Genomic DNA, 26,334 nt, shown 5'->3' on the forward strand with positions numbered 1-26,334 from the left:
AGCGAATGGCTGATTACCCGCCAATAGCCGTCCTCACCCGGATATTGTCAATCCTCACGACGATTCCCATTATTCTTCAAACCAACAGGCACGCCAAGCCGCTTCTGCCGCAGCCACAGTGCGCTCTCGTTGCTTTTTCTGAAATTCTCGGCGCAGGGTGCTAAGCCGTCCGCTGAGGGTCCGAATCTGGTTGCGTCCTGCCATTACCGTTGAATCAGCAAATTCAATCTCAGATAACCGCAGATGGATGGCGATAATCGGTATTAAAGGAGAGTTTTGTAAAGTCGGGAGATTTGACGTTTCTACCGGCTCATTTTCTATTTGAACCACAAATTTTAAAAGATTGGGGCGTCCCACCACAGGCTCACCAGATGGCTCCGCTCTAACAGCAGCTTCCAGAACAGCTTCCGGAAAGTTTTTCGGTAATATCCCCACTTCCTGTAGTAGACGATTGCTTTGGCAAGAAAGAGCGAGCAAGGTTTCGCTCATGGCGTTTTCCACCGCTTCCTGCCATCGAGCCAAATCCTCTGGGTTGTTTGTCGGGACGTTAGAAAAGGTAAAGCGACTGGTTGAGCGATCGCGATCGCTATTGAGACTTGGGGTGTCGAGAGTTTCTTGTGGTGCTAGCATCTCGATGGCTAAGTCATCAGTCGGGGTAGGGAAATCCTCTTCTTGAGAGGGTTCTTGGGATAGTTCCCCGCGCGATGTTTCAGCGGGACGGCTTCTTTCAAGGTTTCGCAGTTGGGGTTGAGCAAGCCTTGCCTGTTGCTGAAGGTTCTGTTGCAATTGTTGTCGTTCTCTAAGAGACAGACTCAGAAACGCTTCCGGATAGACTTGGGTGCAAAGATAATAACTCGCCACGATCAACTGCTGCCGCATGGCTTGTCCTAAGGCAGTCAGATAATCGTTGTAGGTATCGTGGAATTCTATAGCGATCGCTTTGATTGCTTCTTCCAGCGCTGCCATATCCCGCTCAATTTCCTCTACTCTTCTCGCCATTGCTGCTTACATCTGTCAATCGGGACGGTACGGGCGTACAGATGTACTTCCCTACTTTAGAATACCGATTCCTCGTCATTCGGTCATTCGGTTATTCGTCTATCGGTCAGAAGCAACAGACGAATCCCTATTGACTAACGACTCATAATAACGCGATGTAGAACTAACTTTGAGATCGGCCCTAAACCACTTCCCTGGTATCAAAGAGCCTCTAATCGCCCCTCTCCTTGCCGCCGATACCCTACTCCCCTATAACCTTTGAAATGCCTACCTAAAGAGCTTTAAAGCGATCGCCTTTGTGATAATTTATTCGTGAAACGGTATCCGATAGATAGGCAGTAGTGTCAGGGCGTGGCAAAAAAGCTACCGATTCTCCATTTCCCTCCCTGTCGGTTCGCTGAAATTCACCGATTTAGCCGCCTCTATTCTGATAACGCTGCTTCTCCAATCAACGGCAGCGTCACCGTAAAACTCGTGCCGACTCCGACTTCACTCATCATTGAAATCTCGCCCCCATGTGCCTCCACACACTTTTTGACCATCGCTAATCCCAACCCAGTGCCAGGAATTGTGCCGACGTTTCTAGCACGATTGAAAGGATGAAACAGCCGAGGTTGATCTTCTTTGGGAATGCCAATTCCTTGATCTTGAATCTGAAAGATGACTGTTTTCTCGTGGCTTCTTAGTTCAAAACGCACTGTGCCGCCTTCCGGTGAATACTTAATCGCGTTAGCGAGTAAATTATCTAAAATATGCCGCAGTAGGGTTTCATCCCATAACGCCTCTCCCAAGTCCTCTTGACAAGTGAAAATAAGTTGATATTTGTCAAGTGTAAAGAGTTGCAACTCTTCGACCAATTTGTGACAGAATGATTTCAAATCAAGGGGAATCAGTTGGCACTGAAGTTGCCCTGAATCAGCTTTCCCGATAAACGTAATTTCATCTAATAGCTGAGCCAGATTTTTAATTGCTGAACGAATCAGTTTGAGATGAGTATTTTTTTTCTCATCGCTCAGTTTTTGATCGTAGTCTTGGAGCAATCCAGCAGAAAGGAGAATCCTATTCAGGGGATTGCGGAAATCGTGAGAAAGCATAGAAACAAATTCAGATTTAGACTGATTGATTTCTTTGGCTTTCACTAGCTCAGCCGTTCGTTCCTGAACTCGGATTTCTAACGCCTCATTAACTGTTCGTAATGTTTCCGAAACCTGCTTTCGCTCAATTGCATAGCACAAAGAGCGCACTAGCACCTCTACATTAACTTGGCGCTTAACCAGATAATCTTGTGCCCCCTGTCGGACTGCTTCTATCGCTAATTCATCGTCATTCGTATTTGTCAGCACAACAATCGGTAAGCCAGAAGCGTGGCTGTTTAGGGGAGCTAGAGAACACAAACCTTCACTGTCAGGTAGGGTCAGATCCAACAAAATTACATCAAAGCAATCTTCATTGAGTCGATTGAGCGCTTCCCTCAATCGTTTGACATGCACCAGACTAAACTGTTTGAACTTGGCTTGTTTCAGAAGCTCTTGCAGGAATCTGGCTTCTGCCAAGTTATCCTCAATCAACAAGATTTTTATTGAGCTTCCAGGCATAATTTTCTGGGATCTCCCCTCCCCTCCTGTTCCCGCTCGGCAACTGCTTGCATTTTAACAAGATACGAAAATTTCTTGTCATCATTCCGATGGCAGGGTAACAGTTTCCAGCCAAAACTCTTCAATTCCTTTAACAATTTTAAAGAGCTGGCTGAGGTTGCGGGATTTGGTGATGTAGCAATTTACGTGCAAGTCATAGCTGTGGAAAATATCATCTTCATTTTTAGAAGTTGTCAGCACTACTACTGGGATGCGTTTCAGCTTGGGGTCGGCTTTAATTTCCGCCAAGACTTCTCGACCATCCTTCTTCGGCAAGTTCAAATCCAGCAGAATCAGGTCAGGGCGAGGTGCATCAGCATACTCGCCCTCTTGGCGCAAGAAAGCCATTGCATCCACACCATCCCTGACTGTCACGACTTGGTGTGGAAGCGAGCTATTTTTTAAGGCTTCTTGGATTAAGCGGATATCGGCTTTATTGTCCTCGACTAAAAAGATTGTTTTGTGGTTTTCTTCCGTTTCTACGCTCACGATCGCGTCCCCCTACTGGAATCGTAAAGTAGAATGTTGCACCCTGACCTAATTGGGACTCGACCCAGATGCGCCCTCGGTGACACTCAACAATCTTTTTGCAAATTGCTAAACCCATTCCTGTACCTTGATACTCATCCCGCGTATGCAAACGCTGAAAGATAACAAAAATGCGATCGCTAAACTGCGGATCGATGCCAATCCCGTTATCCCGTACTGAGAATAGCCACGCATCCTCTAGTCGAGAAGCTCCTACATGGATTTCTGGCGGTTGCTCGCTGCGGAACTTGATAGCATTGCCAATCAGGTTCTGGAACAGTTGCATCAACTGGGTGCTATCTGCCATAACCGTCGGCAAGGGATCGTGAGCGATCGCAGCTCCCGTTTCCGAGATGCGTCCTCGCAAATTAGCCAAGGCGCGGTCTAAAGCCGTGTCCACCCCTGTCATTTCAAACTCGATAGCCTGCATATCCACCTTAGAGTATGCCAGCACGTCATCAATTAGCGTCTGCATTAAGCTGACTCCCTCAACAGTGAAGCCAATGAATTCCTTCGCGTCTTCGTCGAGTTGCTCTAGATAGCGCATCTCCAAAAGTTGTACGTAGTTCGCTACCTGATTGAGTGGCTCTTGCAAGTCATGGGAGGCGACGTAAGCAAACTTTTTCAGCTCAGCATTGGAACGTTCTAAATCTTGAGCTAATTGGGCAAGTTCATCAGCTTGGCGCAGCACAATGTTAATAATTGCCTTTCTGAGTTCAAGTGCAGCTTTAATTTCTACCTGTTTCCAGGGTAAAGACGTTAAGCGAACCGTTTCTTTCCACAGATCAAATGATTTGCGAGGACACAGACGAATATTTCCCTCTGACTGGTTTACTTCAAACGCCTTATTTGGGTCGCCACCCCAATTCACGGTTTGAATTACTTCCGGTCGAAACCACAAAACATAGTTATTCTTAGAAATCGGAATCGCTAATAAGCCACTGGCAACGTTTTTGAAACTTTCTGCATCTGGATAAATCTGAGGTAAGGAATCGCTATAGAAGACTTCTTCCTCGACGTTATTCTTTAGCCATTGGACTAAAAAGTTGAGTTCTTCTTCTGTGGGAGTCTCACCAACCATCGTGCAATCCCCGCCAAAGCACACGGCAGCACCTTTAGCGTTAGCAAGCTCCAGCAGATTCGGTTGGTGTTTAACTAAACCATCAATAAAGTTTTCTTCTTGAGACATATATTCAACCAAGGCTGATTGGATATATGCCAGCTTCATGCGATAGCCGTAATCTTCAGTTTCTTCTCTGGTTGAGATTTCTGAAAAGATGACGCGCCCCAAGAATTCGCAAGCTTTTCGCAGCTCATAAGAAACATACTTGGGGGACTGATGATGGCAAGCAATCAGTCCCCAAAGTTTTTGCTCTTTCATCAAAGAAATTGTCAGAGAAGCACCCACACCCATATTGTGCAAGTACTGGATATGACAAGGAGACGCGCTTCTGAGAATAGAGTTCGTTAAATCAAGCGGACGCTGATTAACTGGATTAAGAATCGGAAAAAGTTCAGCAGATTGAGAAGTGGCATCCGGGATTAACCTGATCCAATTCGAGGTAAATAACTTTCTAGCTGGTTTAGGAATATCTGATTCTGGGAAGTGGAGACCTAAGTAAGGCTCCATACTTTCTAGTTTTTCTTCAGCGAGGACAGATCCATGCCCATCGTCATCAAACTTATATAGCATCACCCTGTCAAATCCGGTGACTTTTCGCACCTCTTTCACAATGATTTGACAAAAGTCACCCAGAGTTGATGTTTTTTCTAACTGGTTGATAGAGGCTCTGGCTAGATGATAAAAGCTTAAGAAGGGGATGTTTTCTTGGGAAATCGCAGGTTCTAATTCCAAAATTAAAAATCCATCTGCATTCCGGTGGAAAATGCCATCAAAGACTAAATACTCATCGCCTTTTCTTCTAGCCCAAATCTTGATAGGGTTGATAAAATCAAGATTTTCTTCTAATAGTCCTGCTTTAATTCTGTCTACTTGGAACGGGTCGAGAACTTCTTCTAATTTCTTTTGCAGCATATTTTCGGGGGAGATTCCGAAAACTGTGGATATATTGCTGCTAACTTGTAATATTGTTAACTCAGGTTCTGCGAGAACGAAAATTATTCCGTGAGGCTGAACTTTACTAGCATTATGAATGGGTGCTTCTTTCAAGCTAGTTATATTAATCCCTGGCACTTGTAAATTGATTTCCATTATGATCCTTCCTTTTTTCTGGAACTATCAGAAGTAGATTATCTATAGGATTGAATACCCTAAAAGGATTTCCCGCACCAGCTAAATGTCCCTTTCGTAGCGCTGTATTACTGGCAAATAGTCAGCTCGATCCTGAACTCCAAGATACAATGCTTGTCTATTTAGGGGCTGAAAAATTTCGTTACTTTTCTAGTGAGTTTGCACTCCTCAACGGTGTTTCGCAGTGTCCCCTTAATCTGCTCGCGCTCAAAAGTCTAGCACAAGGATCGAGGCAACACTCCTAAGGAGGATGTTAAGAATTCCACCCAAACAAAAAGTTTTTCTGCTTTTAGTGTTTCTGTCTTTATAAAGGGTTTCCAAGGTGTTAATTTGTTGAGATATATAGAATGGGGATATCGTGCCTACAAGCGCTGAAAATCTCTTGAAAATAAAGATAAAAAAAGACAGGTTTCCATCATGGAAACCTGTCCTTCCTAGGGATTCAGCCCGAAAATTTGCTGATTAATTGCCGCCCATTTGAGCTGCAACTTCCTCAGCAAAATTGCTTTCTTTCTTTTCCAGTCCTTCACCGAGAATAAATCGGACGAAGCGACGGACTTGGATGTTTTCACCTAGCGTCGCAATATTTTGCTTGATCAACTCTTCCACCGTGATACTTTGGTCACGAATGTAGGGCTGATCGACCAAGCTCAACTCTTGCAGGCGTTTGTCAATTCGACCCTGAACAATCTTTTCTTTGATGTTCTGCGGCTTGTTGCCTAGGTCATCCCGGCCCATTTCGATTTCTTTTTCCTTCTCAACGATTTGAGCGGGAATGTCGCCAACCTTCACGTATTCAACGTTGGGGCAAGCTGCAATCTGCATAGCTATGTTCCGCACCAGAGTTTGGAAGGCTTCGTTGCGGGCGACAAAGTCTGTCTCGCAGTTCACTTCCACCAGGACGCCGACTCGACCTCCGGTATGGATGTAGCTGCCAACCAGTCCTTCTGAGGCTTGGCGATCGCCTTTTTTCCCAGCGCTAACCATTCCCTTTTGACGCAGCCATTCAATGGCTTTGTCCATATCGCCATCGGTTTCTTTTAGCGCTTTTTTGCAGTCCATCATGCCGACACCAGTTTTTTGGCGCAGCTCGTTCACGAGTTTTGCAGATATTTCCGCCATTTCCTCAGTTCCTAACTAAGAATTGATGTTTCTAACGCTGAATTATCCCTCGGTTTCTTCTTCCTCTTCATCAGGAACCGAGTCGATTTCCTCGTATTCGATATCGTCTTCAGCGCCTTCGTAATCTTCGTAATCCTCTTCTGCTTCTGCGTCTAGCTGACCGTGACGACCTTCATAGATAGCGTCTGCCAACTTACCCACTATTAGCTTAATGGAGCGGATAGCATCGTCATTGGCTGGAACGGGAATATCCACTACATCCGGGTCGCAGTTTGTATCCAGCAGCGCGACGATAGGAATCCCCAGTTTTTGGCATTCTTGAACTGCATTATATTCCCGACGCTGATCCACGATCACCACGATGTCGGGAACTTTCCGCATCTGCTTAATACCGCCGAGGTATTTCTGCAATTTGGTCATTTCCCGGCGCAGCATCGAAGCTTCTTTCTTGGGCAGTAAGTCGAGGACTCCGGTTTCTTCCCGGCGTTCCAAATCTTTTAGGCGCTCTACCCGTGTTTTAATGGTCGTCCAATTGGTGAGCATTCCCCCCAACCAACGTTGGTTGATGTAGTAAGAACCACAACGAGCGGCTTCTTGAGCCACAATTCCTGCGGCTTGACGCTTGGTACCGATGAAGAGAACCTTCTTGCCCTGTTCTGCGGCGGTTCGCATATAGGTGTAGGCATCTTCCATCAGCTGGGCAGTCTGAACCAAGTCGATGATGTGGACGCCATTGCGGGACGTATAGATGTATGGAGCCATTTTTGGGTTCCACCGGCGGGTCTGGTGCCCAAAGTGAACACCCGACTCCATCATCTGAGCCAAAGAAACAACTGACATATTTATTTTCCTTTCGGGTTAATCCTCCATCCAGGCGTATTTCCAGCGGAAACACCCGAAACCCTGAATGTGCGGAATGTACGAATTTAGACAACTCTTCCAGTTTATCAGAGTTATAAGGGCTTTGATGGGAAAATTTGCAGGAAAAACATTGAAAAATAGGCTAGCACAGTTGCGGTAGCCGATTTCTAGACATTTGGCAAGGAAAATATTAAAAGATTAGCGATCGCGCAAAACAAATCGCCCACTTGCATCCTTAGCAGTGCAATCCTGTAAATTAGGCTTTTTGCCTCGCTTCAGCGTAGGCTGCATAAACACCTTGAACGTTGTACCAATTAAGGAAAATTCGAGCAATTTCTAAGGCTAATTGGGGTTTACCTTGATTAATCAGCCATTGCAAAAAGGGTGCCATTGTGCGCTCGTTGAGTCTGCCACCGAAGGAAAGAAGACCCCAGAGGATGCGGTGAAGGAGGGTCATTTGAATCATCATTTTGACATCCCAGGTAGGGTGCTTTTGATAGAATAAAACGCCCATCCGTCCCCGTTGGATTTCTCGATCGATCATGGGGGGAATTTGTTCTAAAGCAAAGGGGGGATGCCAGTGATAGCCGACTGCGGCTGGACATTTAATCAGTTTTAAACCCAATTGTTTGAGCCTGATGCCGAGTTCTAAATCTTCCCAGCCGTAAAGTTGAAAGCGGGTATCAAATAATCCAACTTTTTCGAGCCATTTACGAGCGATCGCTACATTCCCCGTAGCAAAGTAAGCAGCGGAAAAATCCGTGATTTTGTAGGGTTCGGAGGTGGGATTCTCGAAGTTATTGGTATTGATCACCCAACCGTAAGTAAAGAGGCGATCGCTTCCGAGATTCTTTTCTCCCTCAACTAAGGCGTCGGCGTGTGCTTGGAGAAAATGCTCGGTAACTACTAAGTCGCTATCAATAAAGATAATCGTGTCACCCTGAGCCTGTTCTACTCCTAGATTACGGGCGGCGGCTGGCCCTTGATGATCTTGCAAGAGCGATCGCACGTGAGGAAATTCAGCGGCGTGTTGGGATAACCACTCCAACGTGCCATCCGTCGAACCATCATCCACCAGCACCACTTCATAGCCGCTGACGACGCTACCAGCACTCAATAGCTGGTGTTCCATTGCTCTGAGGCATTTTTCTAGAATCGGCTTGCGGTTATAAGTTGGAATGACAACGCTAAAAAACACGATTTCCCCCGGATGACAACACTTTTAGTATCTCTCAAAGAACTGTAAGCCAATGAACAGAAAGCATTTTCATCTATCCCTTGGTGCCCCAGATGACTATGGCTGTAGATTAATCTGTGCTATTCCTGACAAGACTTGGCATAGATTAGTTGCATAATAAGAACTCGTTGTTTTGCGGAAGTGAGAGATCAATGGGTCGTGCTACCAAAGTTGTGCTGGCATATTCAGGGGGAGTCGATACCTCCGTCTGCATCCCATACCTGAAGGAGGAATGGGGAGTTGAAGAGGTAATTACCCTGGCGGCGGATTTGGGACAGGGAGACGAACTAGAGCCAGTCCGGGAAAAAGCGCTAAAATCCGGTGCTAGCGAATCGCTGGTTGCCGATGCTACAGAAAGTTTTGTCAAAGATTATGCGTTTCCAGCGATTCAAGCGAACGCTCTCTATGAAAATCGCTATCCCCTCCAGACTGCTTTGGCACGTCCGCTGATTGCCAAACTTTTAGTCGAAGCGGCTGAAAAATACGGTGCGGATGCGGTGGCGCACGGATGCACGGGGAAGGGCAATGACCAAGTTCGGTTTGATGTATCGATTGCGGCGCTGAACCCAGATTTGAAGGTGTTGGCACCAGCGCGGGAATGGGGGATGAGCCGAGAGGAAACCATCGCTTATGGTGAGCGTTATGGGATTCCTTCGCCCGTGAAAAAGAAATCTCCCTACAGTATCGATCGCAATTTATTTGGTCGCAGCATTGAAGCGGGACCCCTAGAAGATCCTTGGACGGAACCGCTAGAAGAAATTTATGCGATGACCAAAGCGATCGCTGACACGCCCAATGAGCCAGAATACGTTGAAATTGGCTTTGAAAAAGGCATCCCGATCTCCCTCAACGGTGAAGCTTTGCCGCCTGTGGCGCTAATTACGAAACTCAACGAAATTGCCGGAAATCACGGTGTCGGGCGGATCGATATGATCGAAAACCGCCTAGTGGGTATCAAATCGCGGGAAATCTATGAAGCCCCGGCTTTAATGGTTTTAATTCATGCCCACCGCGACTTAGAAAGTCTCACCTTAACCGCAGATGTGACCCACTACAAGCGCGGTATCGAAGAAACTTATACTCAGCTAGTTTATAACGGTCTTTGGTATAGTCCGCTCAAAGCCGCCCTGGATGCCTTCATTCAACAAACACAGGAGCGGGTATCGGGAACGGTGCGAGTTAAACTTTTTAAGGGCAACTCGATGACTGTGGGGCGTAAATCTGAGAAGTCCCTTTACAGCCCAACGTTAGCAACTTATGGGGCTGAAGACCAGTTTGACCATAAAGCTGCTGAAGGATTTATCTACGTTTGGGGATTACCGACTCGCGTTTGGTCGCAAAAAGCGAGAGGCTAGTTTGAAAGTTTTGAGTTTTGAGTTTTGAGTTTTGAGTGAGAAAACACATTCTTTTCATTCAAAACTTAATCGCTCATCACTCAAAACTTTTTCTAATCTCCCTCGATTGAACGCTTGGCTTCGCGGGACTCTAGCCACAGAGGAACGGCAATCCAGGCAATCAACAGGAATAACGCGATTAAACCAAATTGAGCGACCCACACAACTAATTGTTCCAGGGGTACCAGTCGCCCTGCGAAAAAGGACAACGTGACCATTACCGATGCCCAAGCAGTCGCCCCAGCTATGTTATAAGCCATAAACTTGAGGAAGGGCATTTGGGCAATTCCAGCGAGAGGACTGGCGACAATTCGCAGCACAGCCAGGAAACGACCGAGAAACACTGTTTTTCCGGCGTTCTCGCTCACTTGTTGCTTGAGTTGTAAGAGTTTTTCTTCGCGGATGCGGAAAAATCCCCCAACTTTCACCAGCAGGGGCCAGCCGCCTTTTCTGCCAATCCAGTAACCGCAAGTACCACCGACAACTGCACCAGCGATCGCACTCCCTAGCACGAACCAGTAACTCAGTTCCTTACTTCCCGCCAAGAAACCCCCGGCAAGAGTAATCGTTTCACCAGGGATGGGAATGCCAAGATTTTCCAGCAAAATCCCCAAAAAAACTGCCCAGTAACCGTAGTGGTGGGCAATTTCTTTGATATTTTCTACAGATACAAACTCTAAAGACATTTATCTGGGTCTTTACATAGATTCATACTTCTATCATAGTGGCTCGATCCGCTCAGGGTGTCAATCAGGGCGGGAAATCTTGAGATTGTTATCGAGACGGCTACGGGCGAGGATTTTGCCCCTAGCACTCAAGGGCGATCGCACTCCTCTTCATCGGCAAATAGGCAGCCCAATATCTTTCTTGAGGAAATAAGGATTAAACAGGCGAGTTTACGTCTTTTTCGATTTGCTGCTTCGCCTTAAAAAAACATTTTCAGCAGGTATACCGACGGACAGATGCCAAATTTTAATTTTATTCTTATTAAGACTGTTAAAAAGTAATGCTCGTCAGGACTCAAACCAAAAACCAGTTGTGAGTGAATTTGCAACTGTGGCTGAGTGAGGACTTCTCTAGCTTTACCCTTGAGGAGAGGAACTCTAAGATAGAGGTATTTTGTTTCTAATATTATTTTATGTCTAAAGACTCAATAAAAGTGCTTTTAATTGAGGATGACGAGGATGACTATATTCTGACGCGCGATCTCCTCTCAGAAATTGAGCGAGAAAAGTTTGATCTCGAATGGGTAGATAGTTATGATGCTGCTTTAGAAAAGATTCAGATGCATCAACATGATGTCTATTTAGTGGACTATCGTCTTGGCGCACACAACGGCTTGGAATTGTTACAAGAAGCCATTTCAACTAATTGTAAAGCGCCGATCATCTTGCTGACCGGGCAAGGAGATCGGGAAGTAGACTTTGCAGCAATGAAAGCGGGAGCTGCCGATTACTTAGTTAAGGGGAAGATGGACGCGCCGCTATTAGAGCGGGCGATCCGCTACTCGATCGAGCGAGTCAAAACGTTAGAGGCACTGCGGGAGAGTGAATCGCGGCTAGAGAATATTCTTGGCTCGCTCGATGACAGTGTATGGTCGGTTTCAGCCATCACTAGGGAGCCGATTTACATCAGTCCGGCGGCGGCGGAAATTTATGGTCGTCCAGTCTCCCAGTTTTTCGAGCGCCCGAACCTCTGGCTGGAGGTGATTCACCCAGACGATCGAGAACGAATAGAAGCTATGACGCAAGCGTTACTCCAAGTCGGTGCAGCAGACGAAGAGTATCGTATTTTCCGACCGGACGGGGAAGAGCGTTGGATTCGCAATCGCGCTCATCTAGGGCGTGACGCGAATGGGAATGTCATCCGAATCGATGGTTTGGCTGCCGATATTACCAAACGCAAGCAGGCAGAAGAAGCCTTGCGGTCAGCTATGCGCGAAAACAGCCAGCTAGCGGCGGCGATCGCTAACCTGACAACTGGAGTTACAATCACCGATCCAACTTTACCTGACAATCCAATTATCTTTGTCAATCCTGCTTTTACTGCCATCACCGGCTACTCGGCGACGGAAGTGATGGGTTCTAATTGCCGCTTTCTACAAGGGAAAGATACTGATTTCACTGTTGTGAAAGTGATGCGAGAAGCGATCGCATCAAAGCAACCGATTATGTGTGTAGTCCTGAACTACTGCAAAGATGGGACACCGTTCTGGAATGAACTCACCATCAACCCAGTTTTTGATAACGATGGGAAACTCATCAACTTCATCGGGTTGCAGAACGACATCACGGTTCGCAAGCAAACCGAAGAGGCAATTGAACGACTGCGCCACCAAAACGAACTAATTCTCAACTCAGCGGGTGAAGGAATTTATGGTTTGGATATTCATGGAAACGCCACCTTTGTTAATCCAGCTGCTGCGAGAATGCTGGGATGGGAAGTTGAAGAACTCATTGGCAGACCCTTGCATTTTATTTGCCACCATTCAAAAGCCGATGGCGCTCCTTATCCGCGAGAAGCGTGTCCAATTTATGCAGCCTTTAAGGATGGCACAGTTCAACAAATAGAAGAAGAAGTCTTTTGGCGAAAAGACGGTACGAGCTTTCCCGTTGAGTACATCAGCACCCCCATTCGAGAAAATGGTCAGTTGGTGGGTGCAGTCGTTACCTTCCAAGATATTACCGAGCGCGTAGGGGCAGCTACCAAGGCTGCCCAAACCCAGGAGGCTTTGCGTGAGAGTCAAGAACGTTATGAACTCGCCGTTTCTGGTGCTAACGACGGACTTTGGGACTGGAATTTAAAAACAAACGAAATTTATTTTTCTCCCCGCTGGAAATCCATGCTGGGCTGCGAGGAGAGCGAAATTAGCAATACGCCTGATGCCTGGTTTGAGCGAGTGCATCCTGAGGATATCGAGCAGTTGAAAGGGCAGATTTCTTTACATCTGGAAGGGCTGACCCCCCATTTTGAGAACGAACATCGCATACTACACAAAGACGGAACATACCGTTGGATGCTAATCCGGGGGATGGCTGTACGAGACACAAATGGTAAAGCCTCTCGCATGGCTGGCTCTCAAACTGACATCACCGAGCGCAAGCAAGTTGAGAAACAACTCCTCCATGATGCTTTTCATGACGTGTTGACAGGCTTGCCAAACCGAGCCTTGTTTAGGGATCGGTTGGGACAGGCAATTGAACGGTCAAAACGAACCAGTGACTATTTCTTCGCCGTCCTTTTTCTAGATATTGATCGCTTCAAGGTGATTAATGACAGCTTGGGACACATGATTGGCGATCAATTGCTGGTAGCGATCGCGCAGCGGTTGAAAGCTTGCCTGCGGGGTGGAGATACAGTTGCACGGTTAGGTGGAGATGAGTTCACCATCCTGCTCGACGATGTCAAAAATATCAATAACGCCACTGACATTGCCGAGCGCATCCACTTAGAACTTATGCATCCTTTCAGCCTTAACGAGCAAGAGGTATTCACGACAGCAAGCATCGGCATTGCCATCGGGGGTGGTTCGCAAAGCGCCCCAGCAATCGGATATGACTGTCCGGAAAATCTCCTGCGCGATGCTGACACCGCAATGTATCGTGCCAAATCGATGGGGAGAGCGCGTCACGAAGTCTTTGATACCACCATGCATACCCGCGCGGTGGCACTCTTGCAACTGGAAAACGACTTGCGGCGTGCGATCGAGCGGGATGAATTTCAGCTTCACTATCAACCCATTGTGTCATTGACAACTGGCAGGCTTGACGGGTTCGAGGCGCTTGTACGCTGGCAGCATCCGGAGCGCGGTTTAATCTCTCCAGCGGAATTTATTCCCATTGCCGAAGAAACAGGTTTAATTGTTCCCATTGGGCTGTGGGTACTCTACAATGCATGTTACCAAATGTATGATTGGCAGCAATTTTATCCAGAATTACTATTAACAATCAGTGTTAATCTTTCGAGCAAACAGTTTTTACAACCAGATTTAGTCAAGCAAATCGCTCAAATTTTGCGGGAGACTCGCCTGGATGCGCGAAGTTTGAAGTTAGAAATTACTGAAAGTGCAGTTATGGAAAACGCAGAATCGGCAATCAAAATGCTTTTCCAACTAAAAGCTTTAGGCGTGCATCTGCATATTGATGACTTCGGCACTGGCTATTCATCCTTAAGCTATCTGCATCGGTTTCCCATCGATCAGTTAAAGATTGATCGTTCTTTTATTAGTAGAATTGGGGCGAAAGACGACAGTTTAGAAATTGTCCGTGCTATCGTGACCCTGGCTCATACTTTAGAGTTAAATGTGACAGCAGAAGGGGTGGAAACAGCCGAGCAACTCTCCCAACTGAGAGAAATGGAATGCGAATATGGGCAAGGATATTTTTTCGCTAAACCCTTAACTCAAGAGTCAGCAAAAGAATTAATTGTTACAACACAGCAGCTTACCACCGATTTTAATTATTTTGCCTCAATCTTTGCAAAACCTCAATAATCTTATGTGCGCTGAGTAGATGACTGAAATTTAGTATTGCTTAATGTTAGGTTTCGCCAAGGCGAAACCTAACTAGAAATTCTGCAAAACTATATTTTATAGTGTTGAGTTTTCCGCTTCATTTTCCTTTAGTGGCAATTCAACAATCTCAAACCAGTATTTTCCCAAAGCTTTCATCACAGAAACTAGAGATTCAAATGTGACTGGCTTAGCAATGTACGAGTTTGCGCCTAAACCGTAAGAACGATAGATGTCTTCCTCAGCCTTTGATGTAGTCAGCACGACGACTGGAATAGGTCGCAGTTCGGGATCGGCTTTAATCTCCTGGAGAGCCTCCCGCCCATCCTTTTTAGGCATATTCAGATCCAGCAGAATTAAACCTGGACGGGGCGATTTTCTTAACTGAGTATACTTACCCCGATGGTAAAGATAATCCATCAGATCCTCACCATCTACAACAAAGTGTAGATCGTTAGCGAGTCGGCATTCTTCTAATGCATCCTTTGCTAGCAGCCGATCGTCTTCATCATCGTCAGCCATCAAGATGGTAATTAATTTTCCAGCTTTATTCACAGCGTTTTACTCACACCAAATTGCAGTACTTTCGCATAACTTGCCGTCGCGAAAAAAGGCTTGCTTTCTGAGATTGATCAGCAAAAATCTAAAATTTAAAATTCCAAAATCTATCACCTAGATTGCTTAACAGGTAGCGTGACAATGAATGTCGCCCCGTCCCCTAATATGCTTTTTGCTGTGATAGTACCACCATGACGCTCGACTATTTTACGGCAGATCGCTAAACCAACTCCCGTTCCTTCATACTCGTTACGACCGTGTAGGCGTTGGAAAACTGTGAAGATCCGATCCAGATACTTTTCGTCAAAACCAATGCCATTATCTTCGACCATAATTTGACACATGGGACGAGCTGATAAGTCTTGTGTCCAAAGCTGCTCGTCCCTCTCTAGTAATTGACTCCAAATCTTGACGACGGGTGCTTCTTCCTGACGCCGAAACTTCAGCGCATTGCTAATCAAATTCTGTAATAATTGCCGCATCTGCGACGGATCAGCATCAATCGTTAGCAGCTCGCCAATTTCTACTTGTGCACCTACCTTCTGGATATGCACCTCCAAATCAGACAAGACCTCTTGTAGCACGTTGGTGATATTGACACGAGTAAAAGGCTGAGCTTTGCTTGTCACCCGCGAGAAGGCTAGGAGGTCATTAATAAGAGTTTGCATCCGTTGCGCCGCTTTTTGCATCCGCTCCAGGTAGTCCTTCCCCTCATTAGTTAGGGATTCTCCGTATTTGAGTTTGAGGCGATCGCCAAAGGCTTGAATTTTCCGCAATGGTTCCTGCAAGTCGTGGGAAGCGACGAAGGCAAAGTCTTGCAATTCCCGGTTGCTTTGTTCCAATTTGAAGGTATAAGCTTTTAATTTTTCCTCTGTTCGCTGTCGTTCGGCAATTTCAGCTTCGAGTTCTGTATTAATAATTAATAATTTTTGGGTACGTTCTTGCACCCGTTCTTCGAGCATTTCGTTGACGCTTTTGATTTCTGAAAATTTTTGATTAAGTGTCGCCGCCATCGACTTGAAGTTGCGAACTAGAGCGTCCAGTTCTGTCACCGGACTATTAGGCCAATCGATTAATTCTTGCTCTGAAAGTTTATGAGGCAGATTTGTCGTTACTTGCGCTAGTTTTGAGAGGGGGCTAACTAAGCTGCGGCTTAGAAGGGTTGCAAAAATAAGCGCGATCGCTGAAATTAGCATCAAAATCGCTAAACTATTGGTATGAACGCGCTCTATATGGCGGACATCTGGTGTCGCAGACAATTCTGCAATGAGAGTCCAAGGAAGTTGGCTATCAATCGGAGTCTCTTGCACAAAGAACGAATTGTTCCAACGCACCATGACAAGCCGACTGCCACTTATCGGTAGCCACTGATAAGTCATCGGTGCAATTGGACGAATTTCGCCATCCTTACGACGATCAAATGTTTGCATTGCTACTCGCTCAGACAGAGTACTAGCAATTACAGATTTTCTGCGATCGACGAGAGTAATTTGCAGTCCCCGCTCGTCAAGATTTGATTTTAGGAGTTCGTCAATACCGTTCAAATCGAGTTCTGCAATGACTAAACCACGGAAGCGATTATCTCTTAGCACGGGTACGCTGAGAATTACCTTTTGTCCGTTCACTACATCCGATAGAGTAGGTTGCAGAGTATTATTTATTTCCTTAAAGTAGGGTTTAACAGCAAGATTCAATCCAATAGTGGACTCTCCCGCTTCATTCTGTCGTGGTGAAGATGTAATTGCTTTACCTTCGGCATTGACTACATAAATCTCATGGAAATCTGGAAATGTCCGTCTAGCAAATTCTATACTTGACTGCAATGCATCCAATTTGGTAGGCTCATCAGCAGCAATCTGAGCAAATTCTTGAACTGCCTTTAGATGTTGCTGATGCCAAGAACGCATTTCAACAACTAAATCTATAGAAGCCGCCTTGAGTTCTACATTAGCTGTTGTCTTGATGTTATCAATTACGCGGCGGCTGTCTAAAACCATAAGAATTAGAGTAGGAAAGAAGACAAAAGCTACTAACAAATTAAAAACAGTTTGTTGCAAAGAAAGCGTGCTAACTGCTTGAGGACGACCTAGCCATTTATGAATCGGTAAATGAGTCAGCATCAAGCTAGCAATTAAAGCATTGAAAATCCCGTTTACAGGCTGCTTTAACAAGATAATCAACGCTTGTGTAGTATCTACGTGCAAGATAATGGCATAAAATAGCCAAATGAGAGGCATCCCGATGAACAGCCAGAAAATTCCGTCTAGCAGCACGATATTCTGACGTAGACGATGAAACAATAAACTAACAAAGAATGCTTCAGCGGTAAAGGTCATTACCGTGTAGGGATGATGCCAAATAAAATAGGTACAAAGGCCAGAAATGAAGCCTGCAAAAGTACCCCAACCTGTACCGTACAAAAATACTATAATCCAAACGGCAATACTGCCAAATAGGAAATCTATATCGAAAAATAATGACCAACGGAAATAATTACCTAAATATCCGGCGACGATTAAAATACTTAGTCCAAAAGCGGCTTTGTTTCGGGCGTAAAACGGTGTTATTTTTGGGAGATAAGGACTTAAATTCATAACTACGGCTTGTTTTTCTTGATTGATGTTGAGCCAGATAAATTCTGTTAGAGCCAGTCGCTTTACTCACAAACTGGACTTCTTATTACCTCCCCTTTTTTGAGTGTAGTGGTGAGTGAGGGCGGGGAGATAGGTAAGATGATATGTATCTTTGCAAAACTAAAAAGGCATAAGAACTATTAAAGATTCCTAATTATCATGGCTAATATTTCATAAATTAATTCAGATTAATATGCTAATTATTAAGAAATGTGGTTTAGAGCGATCGCTTACCTAATCCCTACTACCATCTCCACCCGTTTCTCACCAGTTCTCTTCATTTTTGCCTACTTGCTAAGGGATCATTGCTGCAAGAAGCTAAAAAAGCATTAGTTTATTAATTACTGCAATAACTCTAAAACAGCTCAGATTCTTAGCCAATTGTTACGCGGGTCGTCTGTATCTGAGCAATTATTGACAAGTCAACGATTTTTCTGAGTAAGTTCGACTCTATGCAGTCGCCTGAATTGCCTAAATGCAACAAAACGGCTACTGAGGCAAGCAGTAGCCGTCGCGTTAAAGTTTGTAAAACAGCGTAGCTTAACGCAATCTGACTTAGATATTTTCAGGTTGGCACTAACTCGCCGGGACGCAACCGCGCCCATTTGCCGGTTTCCCGCTTAAAGCTGAGACAACCCACAACATCCCATTCCATCTCAATCATTTCCCCCTCGGTGCGGATATTGACATTGATGGTGGGTTCAGTGGCTTCAAAATCGGGGTCTTCAGTTAGATGAGGCACCTGATGCTGCATTTCTACCGCATGATAGGTGGTGCAGCGGTCTACGTATTGGCAGTTAACACAAATACACATAGGACAGCCTCCAGAGGCTTTTCTGTTAATCTAGCTCAGTCAACACGTCTATTAATTACCTATTGGGTTGATTTTTATTGCAATGTGTCTTTGAGGCGAATAAATTCACAGACACACAAACGCTTGTTCCTGTGCGTGGACTCGGAAAATTATCTAAATGGGGTAAGTATACAGATGCACTTAAACACAGACACCTCTACCCTATCGCCAAAAACTTGGCCTTTTAGCCTGGAATTGCTCCCGGAACCCGCTTATATGGTGGGGGGTGCTGTGCGAGATGCTTTGCTGGGACGCCGCCGCGAGTACCGGGATCTAGATTTTGTCTTACTGGCGGATGCGGTAAAAACAGCGCGGAAGATTGCCAGTCGCTACAAAGCGGGGTTTGTGTTGTTAGATGCCCAGCGACAGATTGCCAGAGTCGTATTTGAGCAAGCAACCGTTGATATTGCACAAGCCGAAGGGTCAAATTTAGAAATCGATTTGCAGCGGCGCGACTATACAATGAATGCGATCGCATACAATCCCTACACTGGCGAACTCATCGACCCTCTTAGTGGCTATGCAGATTTGCAACAGGGCATCATTCGGATGGTTTCCCCCAAAAATCTGCAAGATGACCCTTTACGGCTATTAAGAGCGTACCGCCAAGCCGCCCAACTCAGTTTTACCCTTGAGACGGATACCCAAGCAGCAATTCGACAACTTGCGCCTTTGCTGGGGCAAGTATCGGCAGAACGAGTGCAAGCAGAGTTTGCCTATCTCCTTAACACTTCTGAAGGCACTCCTTGGATAATTACTGCCGTTGAGGATGGTTTACTTCAAACTTGGTTTCCTAGCGCCTCAAGCCCTCAACCTCTCCCGAACCCTCCCCTGCAACCGGAGGCAACAATCGAGAGGTTAATAACTCCACCTCTTAGCCCCCTCCCCGTCAACGGGGAGGGGGTTTGGGGGAGAGGTTCCGAAAATGTCTCTACAATCTTGCCAGCAGTTGAACGTTCAGCGGTATTGCTGGGAGAAACATGGCATGAGTTAGCAATCTTTTTATCTAGCTTGGTAAGCGATACTTTAAAAACTTCTTGGTTGGGAATTGCAAAACTGGCGACATTGTTATCACCCGTGCCAGAAGCTGCTGAAACCCAATTATTGAATTTAAAATACAGTCGCGCTGAAATTCGCGCCATTACCACTGCACTCAAATTGTTGCCGCAGTTGCAATCATCTCAGATGTCTTTAGGAGAGCAGTATTTGTTCTTTCGGGAGGCTGGACAGGTTTTTCCCGCCATCGTCGTTCTGGCTGTAGCTACTGGGATATCTGTCGCAGAATTGACACCCCTCATCAACCGCTATCTGACTCCTGACGACCCGGTTGCTCATCCCGCGCCCCTCGTCAGCGGCAAAGATTTGATCCAAACTTTCAATCTCCCATCTGGGCCACAAGTTGGTAAATTTCTCACCGCGATTGGAATCGCACGCGCTGAAGGTAAAATCTCTACCCCCGCAGAAGCCATAAAATTAGTTTCGCAACTACTGGAAGAGCCGTAAAACTTTTACAATACTTTTTGAGAATTATTTGGGCGTTATGAGTAGTTTGGTGAAAAATTGATGTCTTGCAGACTCAAGCAAAAATGTAGGGTGCTAGGATCAGCACCCTACATTTCTTGTTGCTAAGGCGATTATTTGTGCCTTATCTTATCTCAGCAACTGTACCTAACGTCCTACTGACGAGTTAGGTTTAGGAGTTCTTTCGGGGATGCCAGTAAGTCAACCGCCACAAAGAAAATTTTGCCTTGGGGATCTAGTAAGAACCGCCACGCAATGTTCATGCCAACGCTGGCACCGAACCAAGGAGTTTCTACTTTCCCTGTGACTTTATGCTGGGTATAGCCATCTTCTATGCGCTCAGAGACGCCTTTCTGTGGCATCATCTTGAGTCCCTGGCATTCTTCGCGCATATATGCAGAAATCGCTGCACGACCGACAATTGGCTTCTGGAAGGGCGGTTGCAATGCTCCCTTTTCCGCAAATAGAGACACAGCCGCCTCAAAGTCAAATGCGTTCATGTTTTGAATATAGTTCAGCACTGTAGGCTCACTGATGCCATCAATACTGATCTTCGGACGGGAAGCTAGGGCGGTGGGTGCTATATAGGGATCTTCGGGTTTTGCGTAATCGTTGAGAGCCGGATCAAATCCCATGTTGATGACGGTATTCCGCAAAACTGTGATTTGCTGACCCGGATCGAGTTTCTTGATGGTTTCCAGCACTGCTGCGGCTTCCGGGGTCATTTGATATCCCGTTGGGATGGGAGCGACAATACCCTGTGCCATCAACTCTCCTAACTCATACCAAAAACCCAACTTGGTATTGACGCTGAAAGAAGAATAGGAACGGCTGATGGGAGTGTCAGCACGGTTAGCAAGATCCTCCATCACTTTCGTTTGGGCGGCAGCTGGCATCTGCTTAATTTGGGCTAGTAAACCTTCCGCTAGTATCATGCGGGCGGCTCCTGTGGCGGCGCGAGTAATTGAAACACCCATTTCGGTGTAGGCAAACCAGAGTAATGCCAGTTGATCGTCAACGCTGAGCTTATCGAAAGCTTCCGTGGTAGCTGGAACCGCATTAGCAATCTGAGTTCCAGGGAAAATGCCCTGTGCGGACTCAATCGTATAAGTCGTGGATGAAGTCATGGATGCATTATTTAGATTCGTTAAAACTATTAATCCAGAAATTTCTGGGTTACGAATCTTTGTCTCCTGTCTTAAAACATATAACAAAACATTACAGAATGTAAAGTTTTCTTTACATTGGGGGAGACAGAGGTCACACCATCTAAGGCTGCCAAGAATCAAATTTATTCATACAGGGTCTAGGGTTGATGGCAATTTCCATCCCCCAAATGTTATGAAACGGTTTGTAAATACTGGTGTTTGATGAACGCTCTCGCCTTGAAAATCACTAGCAGCTAATGGCAGACAAGCAGCGATCGCAACTTTGGGCAATTTGCTCTTTTGCCGCAACAGAGTTGTATTTGGCTATGTAACGTTAAATCGGGCAATGCTAAGAAATCGCTGCTAAAAAACTTTCTCCGGGTAGCGATCGCTGCTTATCTTAGATAATTTGCCGCCATGCCCTAGCATTTGAGAGTAGCTGCTCAATCAAAGGAGCCTTTGCCTGGACGTAGCCCTCTCGATCTAGCCGGAATTGTACCGCTAACTCGCGCTTCAAAGCATCATATTGCTTCGCCTTCTCTGGGTGCGCCCTGAGAAAATCGCGGAAGATTAGCTGGTTTTCCCAAACCTGATTCCCTCGTTTCACCAGATGGAGATGGTGAGTGCGGGGCATCCCTTTACGAAAAAAGTGCCGTCCTGGAACACCCAACTCACCTTGGTAGAGATAGCCGAGTGTTTCGAGAGATGTAATCTGAGTGACGCTAGGTGGTAACTCCTCTAAGCCTACGAGAATATCAATAATTGGTTTAGCTGCTAATCCTGGCACTGAGGTACTGCCAATATGGTGGATGTCCAAGACGGCATTACCGAGGGCGTGGAGAATCTGGAGTTTTTCCTGCTCAAATTGGATAGGCCAATTGCTATCGTAATCAACTACTTGGATAAAATCTTCCATCGGTTTAAATTAACTCCTTAGCGATCGCTCCTACCGGATATTTGCTGGAGGGTTTCTAAAAAACTTTCTCCCGGCAAGCTTCGCATTTCCATCTGTTGATTAATCTTGATAGCAGCAGCTAATCCAGAATTCATCGCCCCTTCTACCAAGTTTCCCTCACACCAATCGCCACAACAAATTAGGGGCAACGGTGTCCCAGCGTCCAGGCAATCTTGATGCAAAGGACGACTGGGAAAAGCATAGCGCCAGCGATGGATTTGAAACCATTCGGGAGAATCTAGCCACGGAACAAGTAACTGTGCAGCACGGGATAACATCTGGCGTGCAACTGGGTTTAAATCTTCGGCGTCTAGGTAATGTTTGGCAAATTCAGCGGTGCTGTGCAAAACAAAGACTGGTATCTGGGGATTGGGGCGTTTGCTGCTGTCTAAACCAATCCACGCTAAGTCAGAGTCGTGTGTAACATCTAGGTGTAACGGGAAATTTACCGTCTCTGCATTACTTAAATCTTGCTGTCGAGAAGCTGGATAACCCGCCATTACACTGAGACAGGGGTCAAACTCCACAGCGCGTAAACTATCTAGAAATTGAGTTGGTATGGTTTTGGCTAAGGGTTCCAGTAGCATCAAAGCTTGAGGCGCTGGAATTGCCACGACAACAGCTTTAGCAATTAATGGGTCGGCTTTCGGCTCAAAAGTGAAATGCCAAGTTTTCTCATCAGTTGGGGTAATTTCTTGAACCCGTTGATTCAGACGCATTTCTAAACCTGTGGCAAGGAATTTAGCGATCGCATTCATCCCCATTGGTGCCACATAACGGGGACGGATCGAGGATGAATTCGGCTTTGTGGGTTCCCCGCAAACAGGATTCGTCCAGGCTTGAACAATCCCCCAATTTCCTTCAAAATCGCTTTGCTTCACCCGCAAAACATCAATAAACTTCTCAGTTAACTGCCCTTGGGGTTCTAAATAACGCAAGCCATGATCGGCACAAGTGCCCTGCAATCGGCGCGTTGCCACCCTTCCCCCAACGCCACGAGATTTGTCAACGACGACCACTTTATATCCAGCTTGGTGCAATTGTTGAGCAACGGTCAGTCCCGCGATACCCGCACCAATTACGGCGACATCAAACACTACGGATAACCCTCAGTCTTCAAGTATATAGAAGTAGAATAAGGGACAGCACCGAATCTGGGGTCTGGGAGGAATTGAAGTTGGACGAGCTGAGAGCCGCGCTGGAATTAGCCACAGAAGAAGAGTTACAGCAACTGACAGATATTCTATTTCGCCGCAAATTTAACCCCTTAGATTACGTTCAGACACCTGACCCGATCGACATTCAAAGCCAAGATCACGAAGATTGGTTGGATGCGATCGAGCAGAGATTTCGCTTTTTAGCGGCGGATGGAGTGACAGTTTTGCGAGGACGCACGGGTGAAGTCACTTATCGACAAATTTTGATCCAAGTTTGTCGATATCTGAAAATTCCCTATTCTGCAAAACTTTCAACGACTGATTTAGAAGCAGAAGTATTTCTCAACCTGATGGGTCGGGCATGGAAACAAATGCCACGACACGAACAGAAAGCGTTAACCGCCAGAGTACAGCGATCGCTAGCGAAGTCTCAACTCTCCGAACCCCTGCCAGTGCAGTTACAGCACGACCCGATGGCTTTACTCGTTAAGGGGGGTAGTGCCCTTGCCGTTAGTTCCATTGTCCAGCCGCTGTTACTACAACAACTTGCCCGTCAGTTTGCAATTCATTTTGCTAGCTATCAAGTCGCCAAAGAAACTGTCATCCAAGGCAGTGCTGCGGCTGCTGCACAGTTCCAAAATTATATGGTGCTACAAACAGCGAAGCGTGGGATGGCAATGAGTGCCGCCCGTTATGGTGCCATCCGCAGTGTATTTGCATTAGTGGGACCCGCGATGTGGGCGTGGTTTTTTGCCGATCTGGGCTGGAGAGCGATCGCGACTAATTACGGTCGGATTATCCCTATCATCGTTGCCTTAGCGCAAATTCGCCTAACTCGTGCCGAATGCTGGGAACCTGCTTAGGAGTTAAAAGTCAAAAGTTAAAAATTAAAAATGAAGAAATCCCCGTTTTTAATTTTTAATTTCCCATTTTTAAGTCGGCATCCCGACCCCAGCTTGCAAGCATCTTGGCACTATGCTCAACTGGGGTTTCTGTTTTTTCCCTTGATTCCTATTCTGGGTGCTATTGGAATATTTATCGGATTAGTCGGCACCTGGAGAAAAAAATATCCCACAATTATCCGACGCCCTCTCAATCGCGGATTTGCTATTTTTTGCACCTGGGTAATTATTTCAGCTAGCTTCGCCCCTTTTCCTTTAGAAGCCTTACTGGGGTTGTTTAATTTCTTCCCCTTTTTCATCTTTTTTGCTGCCTATAGCGAACTTATTCAGACACCAGCACAACTGCGACGGTTAGCTTGGATGTTGGTGCTACCTTCCGTACCCGTGGTCATTCTCGGCTTCGGACAGATATTCTTGGGTTGGGCTAGCCCAGCGCTATTGCAAGGTATCGTAGGGTGGGCGCTACAACCCAAAGGCAATCCCATCGGGCGGATGGCTTCGGTATTTATGTACGCCAATATTTTGGCAGCCTATCTGCAAATTGTGTTTATTTTGGCACTGGGATTGTGGATTGAAGAAAGCAAAAAGCGATCGCCCCAATCTTGCCGCTTACGCACCGCCACGCTAGAACAAAGGGCGGAAGCAAAAGCTAAAACAAAATATATTTTTCCCTTTCCGTTTACCTGGCGAATTGGGTTTCTGAGTGTAGCGGTAATTGGAAATGCTGCTGCACTGATTTTGACGAATTCCCGCAATGCTTGGGCGATTGTCGTTCTTAGCTGCCTTGCCTTTGCCTTCTACCAAGGTTGGCGTTGGCTAATCGCCGGAGTGGGGGCGATCGCTACTAGCATCCTCTGGGCAGCTTTTGGCCCTTCACCTGTGCGCGAATGGCTTCGCACGATTGTCCCCTATTACTTTTGGGCGCGACTCACCGACCAAATGTATCCAGATCGACCCGTGGCGTTGTTACGGACAACTCAGTGGCAGTTTGCTTGGTCGATGACTCAGCAACGTCCCTGGACTGGCTGGGGTTTAAGGAATTTTACGCCACTTTACGAGGCACAGATGAAAGTCTGGCTGGGACATCCTCACAGCTTGCTGTTAATGCTAACGGCTGAAACTGGCATCCCCGCAACCATTTTCTTCTGCGGTTTAGTTGGCTGGGTGATGATTCAAGCTGCCCTACTATTGGCAGAGATGGGACTAATCTCGTCTCCACAAAATAGGTTAATTCTTTTCAGTTATTTAGTCGCTTTTGGTGCCTGTACATTATTTAATGTAGTAGATGTAAGTATATTTGATTTACGGGTGAATACCTTGGGATGGTTGCTATTAGCAGCCATTTGCGGAGCAGTTTATCAAAAGAGAGCGATCGCTACTAATTTTATAGAGGAATCACGATTGTGAATTATAACTATATTACCAGGCAAGAAATAATTATTAACTTTGTCGAAATTGGAACAGAAATTTGCACCTTGATTGAGCAACAAGAAGCTATAGAGACACATCGGTTTATTAGGCAAATATCTAAAACACTTGCAAAAAATTACACAGCAGTTATGAAGTTGGTTAATATTATTACTGAGGAACAAGAAATGATAGATAGTTTTAAAATTACCGAAGGTGTAACTAAAATTTATCAATGAATTCAAAGCAAGCTGGGTCAATACAATTGTTATTGGGAAGTTTTTAATATATTAGAGTAAAATGAGGTTATTGTAGGCGATTTAAGGGACGATTTAAGGGATATATATCGATATCTCAAAGAAGGTTTTGTTGCCTTCGAGCGAGGTCACGTTAACTATGCAATCTGGCATTGGAAGTTCCATTTTATTGTTCATTGGGGCGACCATCTTGTGGATGCCCTGCGCGTCCTTCATCGGATAAATAGCAACCATTTAAACACTGATTAGTTAAACACTGATTAGCACCTACCGCAGCACAGGAGAAGGGCGATCGCATTCTTTCCCAATCTCCTTGTATACCCCGCAACGGCAAGTATTTGATGTGACGAGATAATGTGGGGCGTCCTATGCGATCGCTTAGAATAATTGAAAACCACTCTTAACCA

Annotated in this window: 22 protein-coding genes; 7 read left to right on the forward strand and 15 right to left on the reverse strand. The window is 45.9% G+C overall.

Features of this window, described 5'->3' with window-relative positions; genetic code table 11:
* Positions 1-69: 69 nt before the first annotated feature.
* Positions 70-999, reverse strand: a complete 930-nt coding sequence (locus NC994_RS17375; protein ID WP_190438791.1) for a hypothetical protein — start codon at positions 997-999, stop codon at positions 70-72.
* Here NC994_RS17375 and NC994_RS17380 point away from each other — a divergent pair.
* Positions 999-1,133, forward strand: a complete 135-nt coding sequence (locus NC994_RS17380) for a hypothetical protein (RefSeq protein WP_277878866.1) — start codon at positions 999-1,001, stop codon at positions 1,131-1,133. The two genes, NC994_RS17375 and NC994_RS17380, sit on opposite strands and share 1 nt — an antisense overlap.
* A gap of 288 nt (positions 1,134-1,421) precedes the next feature.
* Here NC994_RS17380 and NC994_RS17385 read toward each other — a convergent pair whose 3' ends face one another.
* The 6 genes from NC994_RS17385 to NC994_RS17410 all read right to left on the reverse strand — a co-directional run bounded on the left by NC994_RS17385 (position 1,422) and on the right by NC994_RS17410 (position 8,593).
* Complete coding sequence (locus tag NC994_RS17385) at positions 1,422-2,594, reverse strand: hybrid sensor histidine kinase/response regulator (protein ID WP_190438794.1); 1,173 nt, start codon at positions 2,592-2,594, stop codon at positions 1,422-1,424.
* A gap of 81 nt (positions 2,595-2,675) precedes the next feature.
* Positions 2,676-3,122 (reverse strand): response regulator, encoded by a 447-nt coding sequence (locus NC994_RS17390; protein ID WP_190412061.1) that lies wholly within the window; start codon positions 3,120-3,122, stop codon positions 2,676-2,678.
* The gene (locus tag NC994_RS17395) at positions 3,067-5,373 is read right to left on the reverse strand and encodes an ATP-binding protein (protein ID WP_190430438.1); all 2,307 of its coding nucleotides are present in this window, start codon (positions 5,371-5,373) and stop codon (positions 3,067-3,069) included. Before NC994_RS17395 ends, NC994_RS17390 begins: the two co-directional genes overlap by 56 nt.
* A gap of 501 nt (positions 5,374-5,874) precedes the next feature.
* Positions 5,875-6,534 carry a translation elongation factor Ts gene (tsf, locus tag NC994_RS17400; protein ID WP_190412059.1) on the reverse strand — a complete coding sequence of 220 codons (660 nt, stop codon included), beginning with the start codon at positions 6,532-6,534 and terminating at the stop codon, positions 5,875-5,877.
* A 42-nt stretch (positions 6,535-6,576) separates the two neighbouring features.
* Entirely contained in the window at positions 6,577-7,374 is a 798-nt protein-coding gene (gene rpsB / locus NC994_RS17405) for a 30S ribosomal protein S2 (protein WP_190412058.1), read from the reverse strand.
* A 277-nt stretch (positions 7,375-7,651) separates the two neighbouring features.
* On the reverse strand, positions 7,652-8,593 hold the full coding sequence (locus NC994_RS17410) for a glycosyltransferase (protein ID WP_190438796.1): 942 nt from the start codon (positions 8,591-8,593) through the stop codon (positions 7,652-7,654).
* Between the two features lie 191 nt (positions 8,594-8,784).
* Here NC994_RS17410 and NC994_RS17415 point away from each other — a divergent pair, with 191 nt between their 5' ends.
* Positions 8,785-9,987 carry an argininosuccinate synthase gene (locus NC994_RS17415; RefSeq protein ID WP_190412056.1) on the forward strand — a complete coding sequence of 401 codons (1,203 nt, stop codon included), beginning with the start codon at positions 8,785-8,787 and terminating at the stop codon, positions 9,985-9,987.
* A 92-nt stretch (positions 9,988-10,079) separates the two neighbouring features.
* On the opposite strand, the gene NC994_RS17420 is transcribed toward NC994_RS17415, so the two are convergent.
* Positions 10,080-10,712: a DedA family protein gene (locus NC994_RS17420; protein WP_190412055.1), complete on the reverse strand. Its 633-nt coding sequence runs from the start codon at positions 10,710-10,712 to the stop codon at positions 10,080-10,082.
* Positions 10,713-11,164: 452 nt separating this feature from the next.
* Between NC994_RS17420 and NC994_RS17425 the strand changes: the two genes are divergently transcribed.
* Entirely contained in the window at positions 11,165-14,518 is a 3,354-nt protein-coding gene (locus NC994_RS17425; protein ID WP_190438799.1) for an EAL domain-containing protein, read from the forward strand.
* A gap of 96 nt (positions 14,519-14,614) precedes the next feature.
* Here the strand turns inward: NC994_RS17425 and NC994_RS17430 are convergent, their stop codons facing one another.
* The 3 genes from NC994_RS17430 to NC994_RS17440 all read right to left on the reverse strand — a co-directional run bounded on the left by NC994_RS17430 (position 14,615) and on the right by NC994_RS17440 (position 18,541).
* The gene (locus NC994_RS17430; RefSeq protein WP_190430075.1) at positions 14,615-15,058 is read right to left on the reverse strand and encodes a response regulator; all 444 of its coding nucleotides are present in this window, start codon (positions 15,056-15,058) and stop codon (positions 14,615-14,617) included.
* A gap of 146 nt (positions 15,059-15,204) precedes the next feature.
* Entirely contained in the window at positions 15,205-17,688 is a 2,484-nt protein-coding gene (locus NC994_RS17435) for an ATP-binding protein (RefSeq protein WP_242030295.1), read from the reverse strand.
* 604 nt (positions 17,689-18,292) lie between these two features.
* Positions 18,293-18,541: a Ycf34 family protein gene (locus tag NC994_RS17440; protein ID WP_190438801.1), complete on the reverse strand. Its 249-nt coding sequence runs from the start codon at positions 18,539-18,541 to the stop codon at positions 18,293-18,295.
* Between the two features lie 174 nt (positions 18,542-18,715).
* Here NC994_RS17440 and NC994_RS17445 point away from each other — a divergent pair, with 174 nt between their 5' ends.
* Positions 18,716-20,083 (forward strand): CCA tRNA nucleotidyltransferase, encoded by a 1,368-nt coding sequence (locus NC994_RS17445; RefSeq protein WP_190438804.1) that lies wholly within the window; start codon positions 18,716-18,718, stop codon positions 20,081-20,083.
* 173 nt (positions 20,084-20,256) lie between these two features.
* Here NC994_RS17445 and NC994_RS17450 read toward each other — a convergent pair whose 3' ends face one another.
* The 3 genes from NC994_RS17450 to NC994_RS17460 form a co-directional block, all read right to left on the reverse strand.
* Positions 20,257-21,228: an orange carotenoid protein N-terminal domain-containing protein gene (locus NC994_RS17450; protein ID WP_190438806.1), complete on the reverse strand. Its 972-nt coding sequence runs from the start codon at positions 21,226-21,228 to the stop codon at positions 20,257-20,259.
* A gap of 421 nt (positions 21,229-21,649) precedes the next feature.
* The gene (locus tag NC994_RS17455) at positions 21,650-22,165 is read right to left on the reverse strand and encodes a GrpB family protein (protein WP_190438809.1); all 516 of its coding nucleotides are present in this window, start codon (positions 22,163-22,165) and stop codon (positions 21,650-21,652) included.
* A 17-nt stretch (positions 22,166-22,182) separates the two neighbouring features.
* A complete protein-coding gene (locus tag NC994_RS17460) occupies positions 22,183-23,301 on the reverse strand; it encodes an FAD-dependent oxidoreductase (RefSeq protein WP_190438812.1) in 1,119 nt (372 codons plus the stop codon).
* A gap of 80 nt (positions 23,302-23,381) precedes the next feature.
* On the opposite strand from NC994_RS17460, the gene NC994_RS17465 reads away from it, so the two are divergent.
* From NC994_RS17465 to NC994_RS17475, 3 genes are read left to right on the forward strand one after another with little or no spacing between them, the layout of a single operon-like run.
* Positions 23,382-24,224: a YaaW family protein gene (locus NC994_RS17465; protein WP_190424968.1), complete on the forward strand. Its 843-nt coding sequence runs from the start codon at positions 23,382-23,384 to the stop codon at positions 24,222-24,224.
* A 30-nt stretch (positions 24,225-24,254) separates the two neighbouring features.
* On the forward strand, positions 24,255-25,670 hold the full coding sequence (locus tag NC994_RS17470) for an O-antigen ligase family protein (RefSeq protein ID WP_190438815.1): 1,416 nt from the start codon (positions 24,255-24,257) through the stop codon (positions 25,668-25,670).
* Positions 25,667-25,909: a hypothetical protein gene (locus NC994_RS17475; protein ID WP_190438818.1), complete on the forward strand. Its 243-nt coding sequence runs from the start codon at positions 25,667-25,669 to the stop codon at positions 25,907-25,909. Before NC994_RS17470 ends, NC994_RS17475 begins: the two co-directional genes overlap by 4 nt.
* Before the next feature lie 184 nt (positions 25,910-26,093).
* Here the strand turns inward: NC994_RS17475 and NC994_RS17480 are convergent, their stop codons facing one another.
* Positions 26,094-26,225 carry a hypothetical protein gene (locus NC994_RS17480; protein ID WP_277879603.1) on the reverse strand — a complete coding sequence of 44 codons (132 nt, stop codon included), beginning with the start codon at positions 26,223-26,225 and terminating at the stop codon, positions 26,094-26,096.
* Between the last annotated feature and the right edge of the window lie 109 nt (positions 26,226-26,334).

The organism is Trichocoleus sp. AS-A1 (assembly GCF_039962015.1).
Lineage (GTDB): Bacteria > Cyanobacteriota > Cyanobacteriia > Cyanobacteriales > FACHB-T130 > FACHB-T130.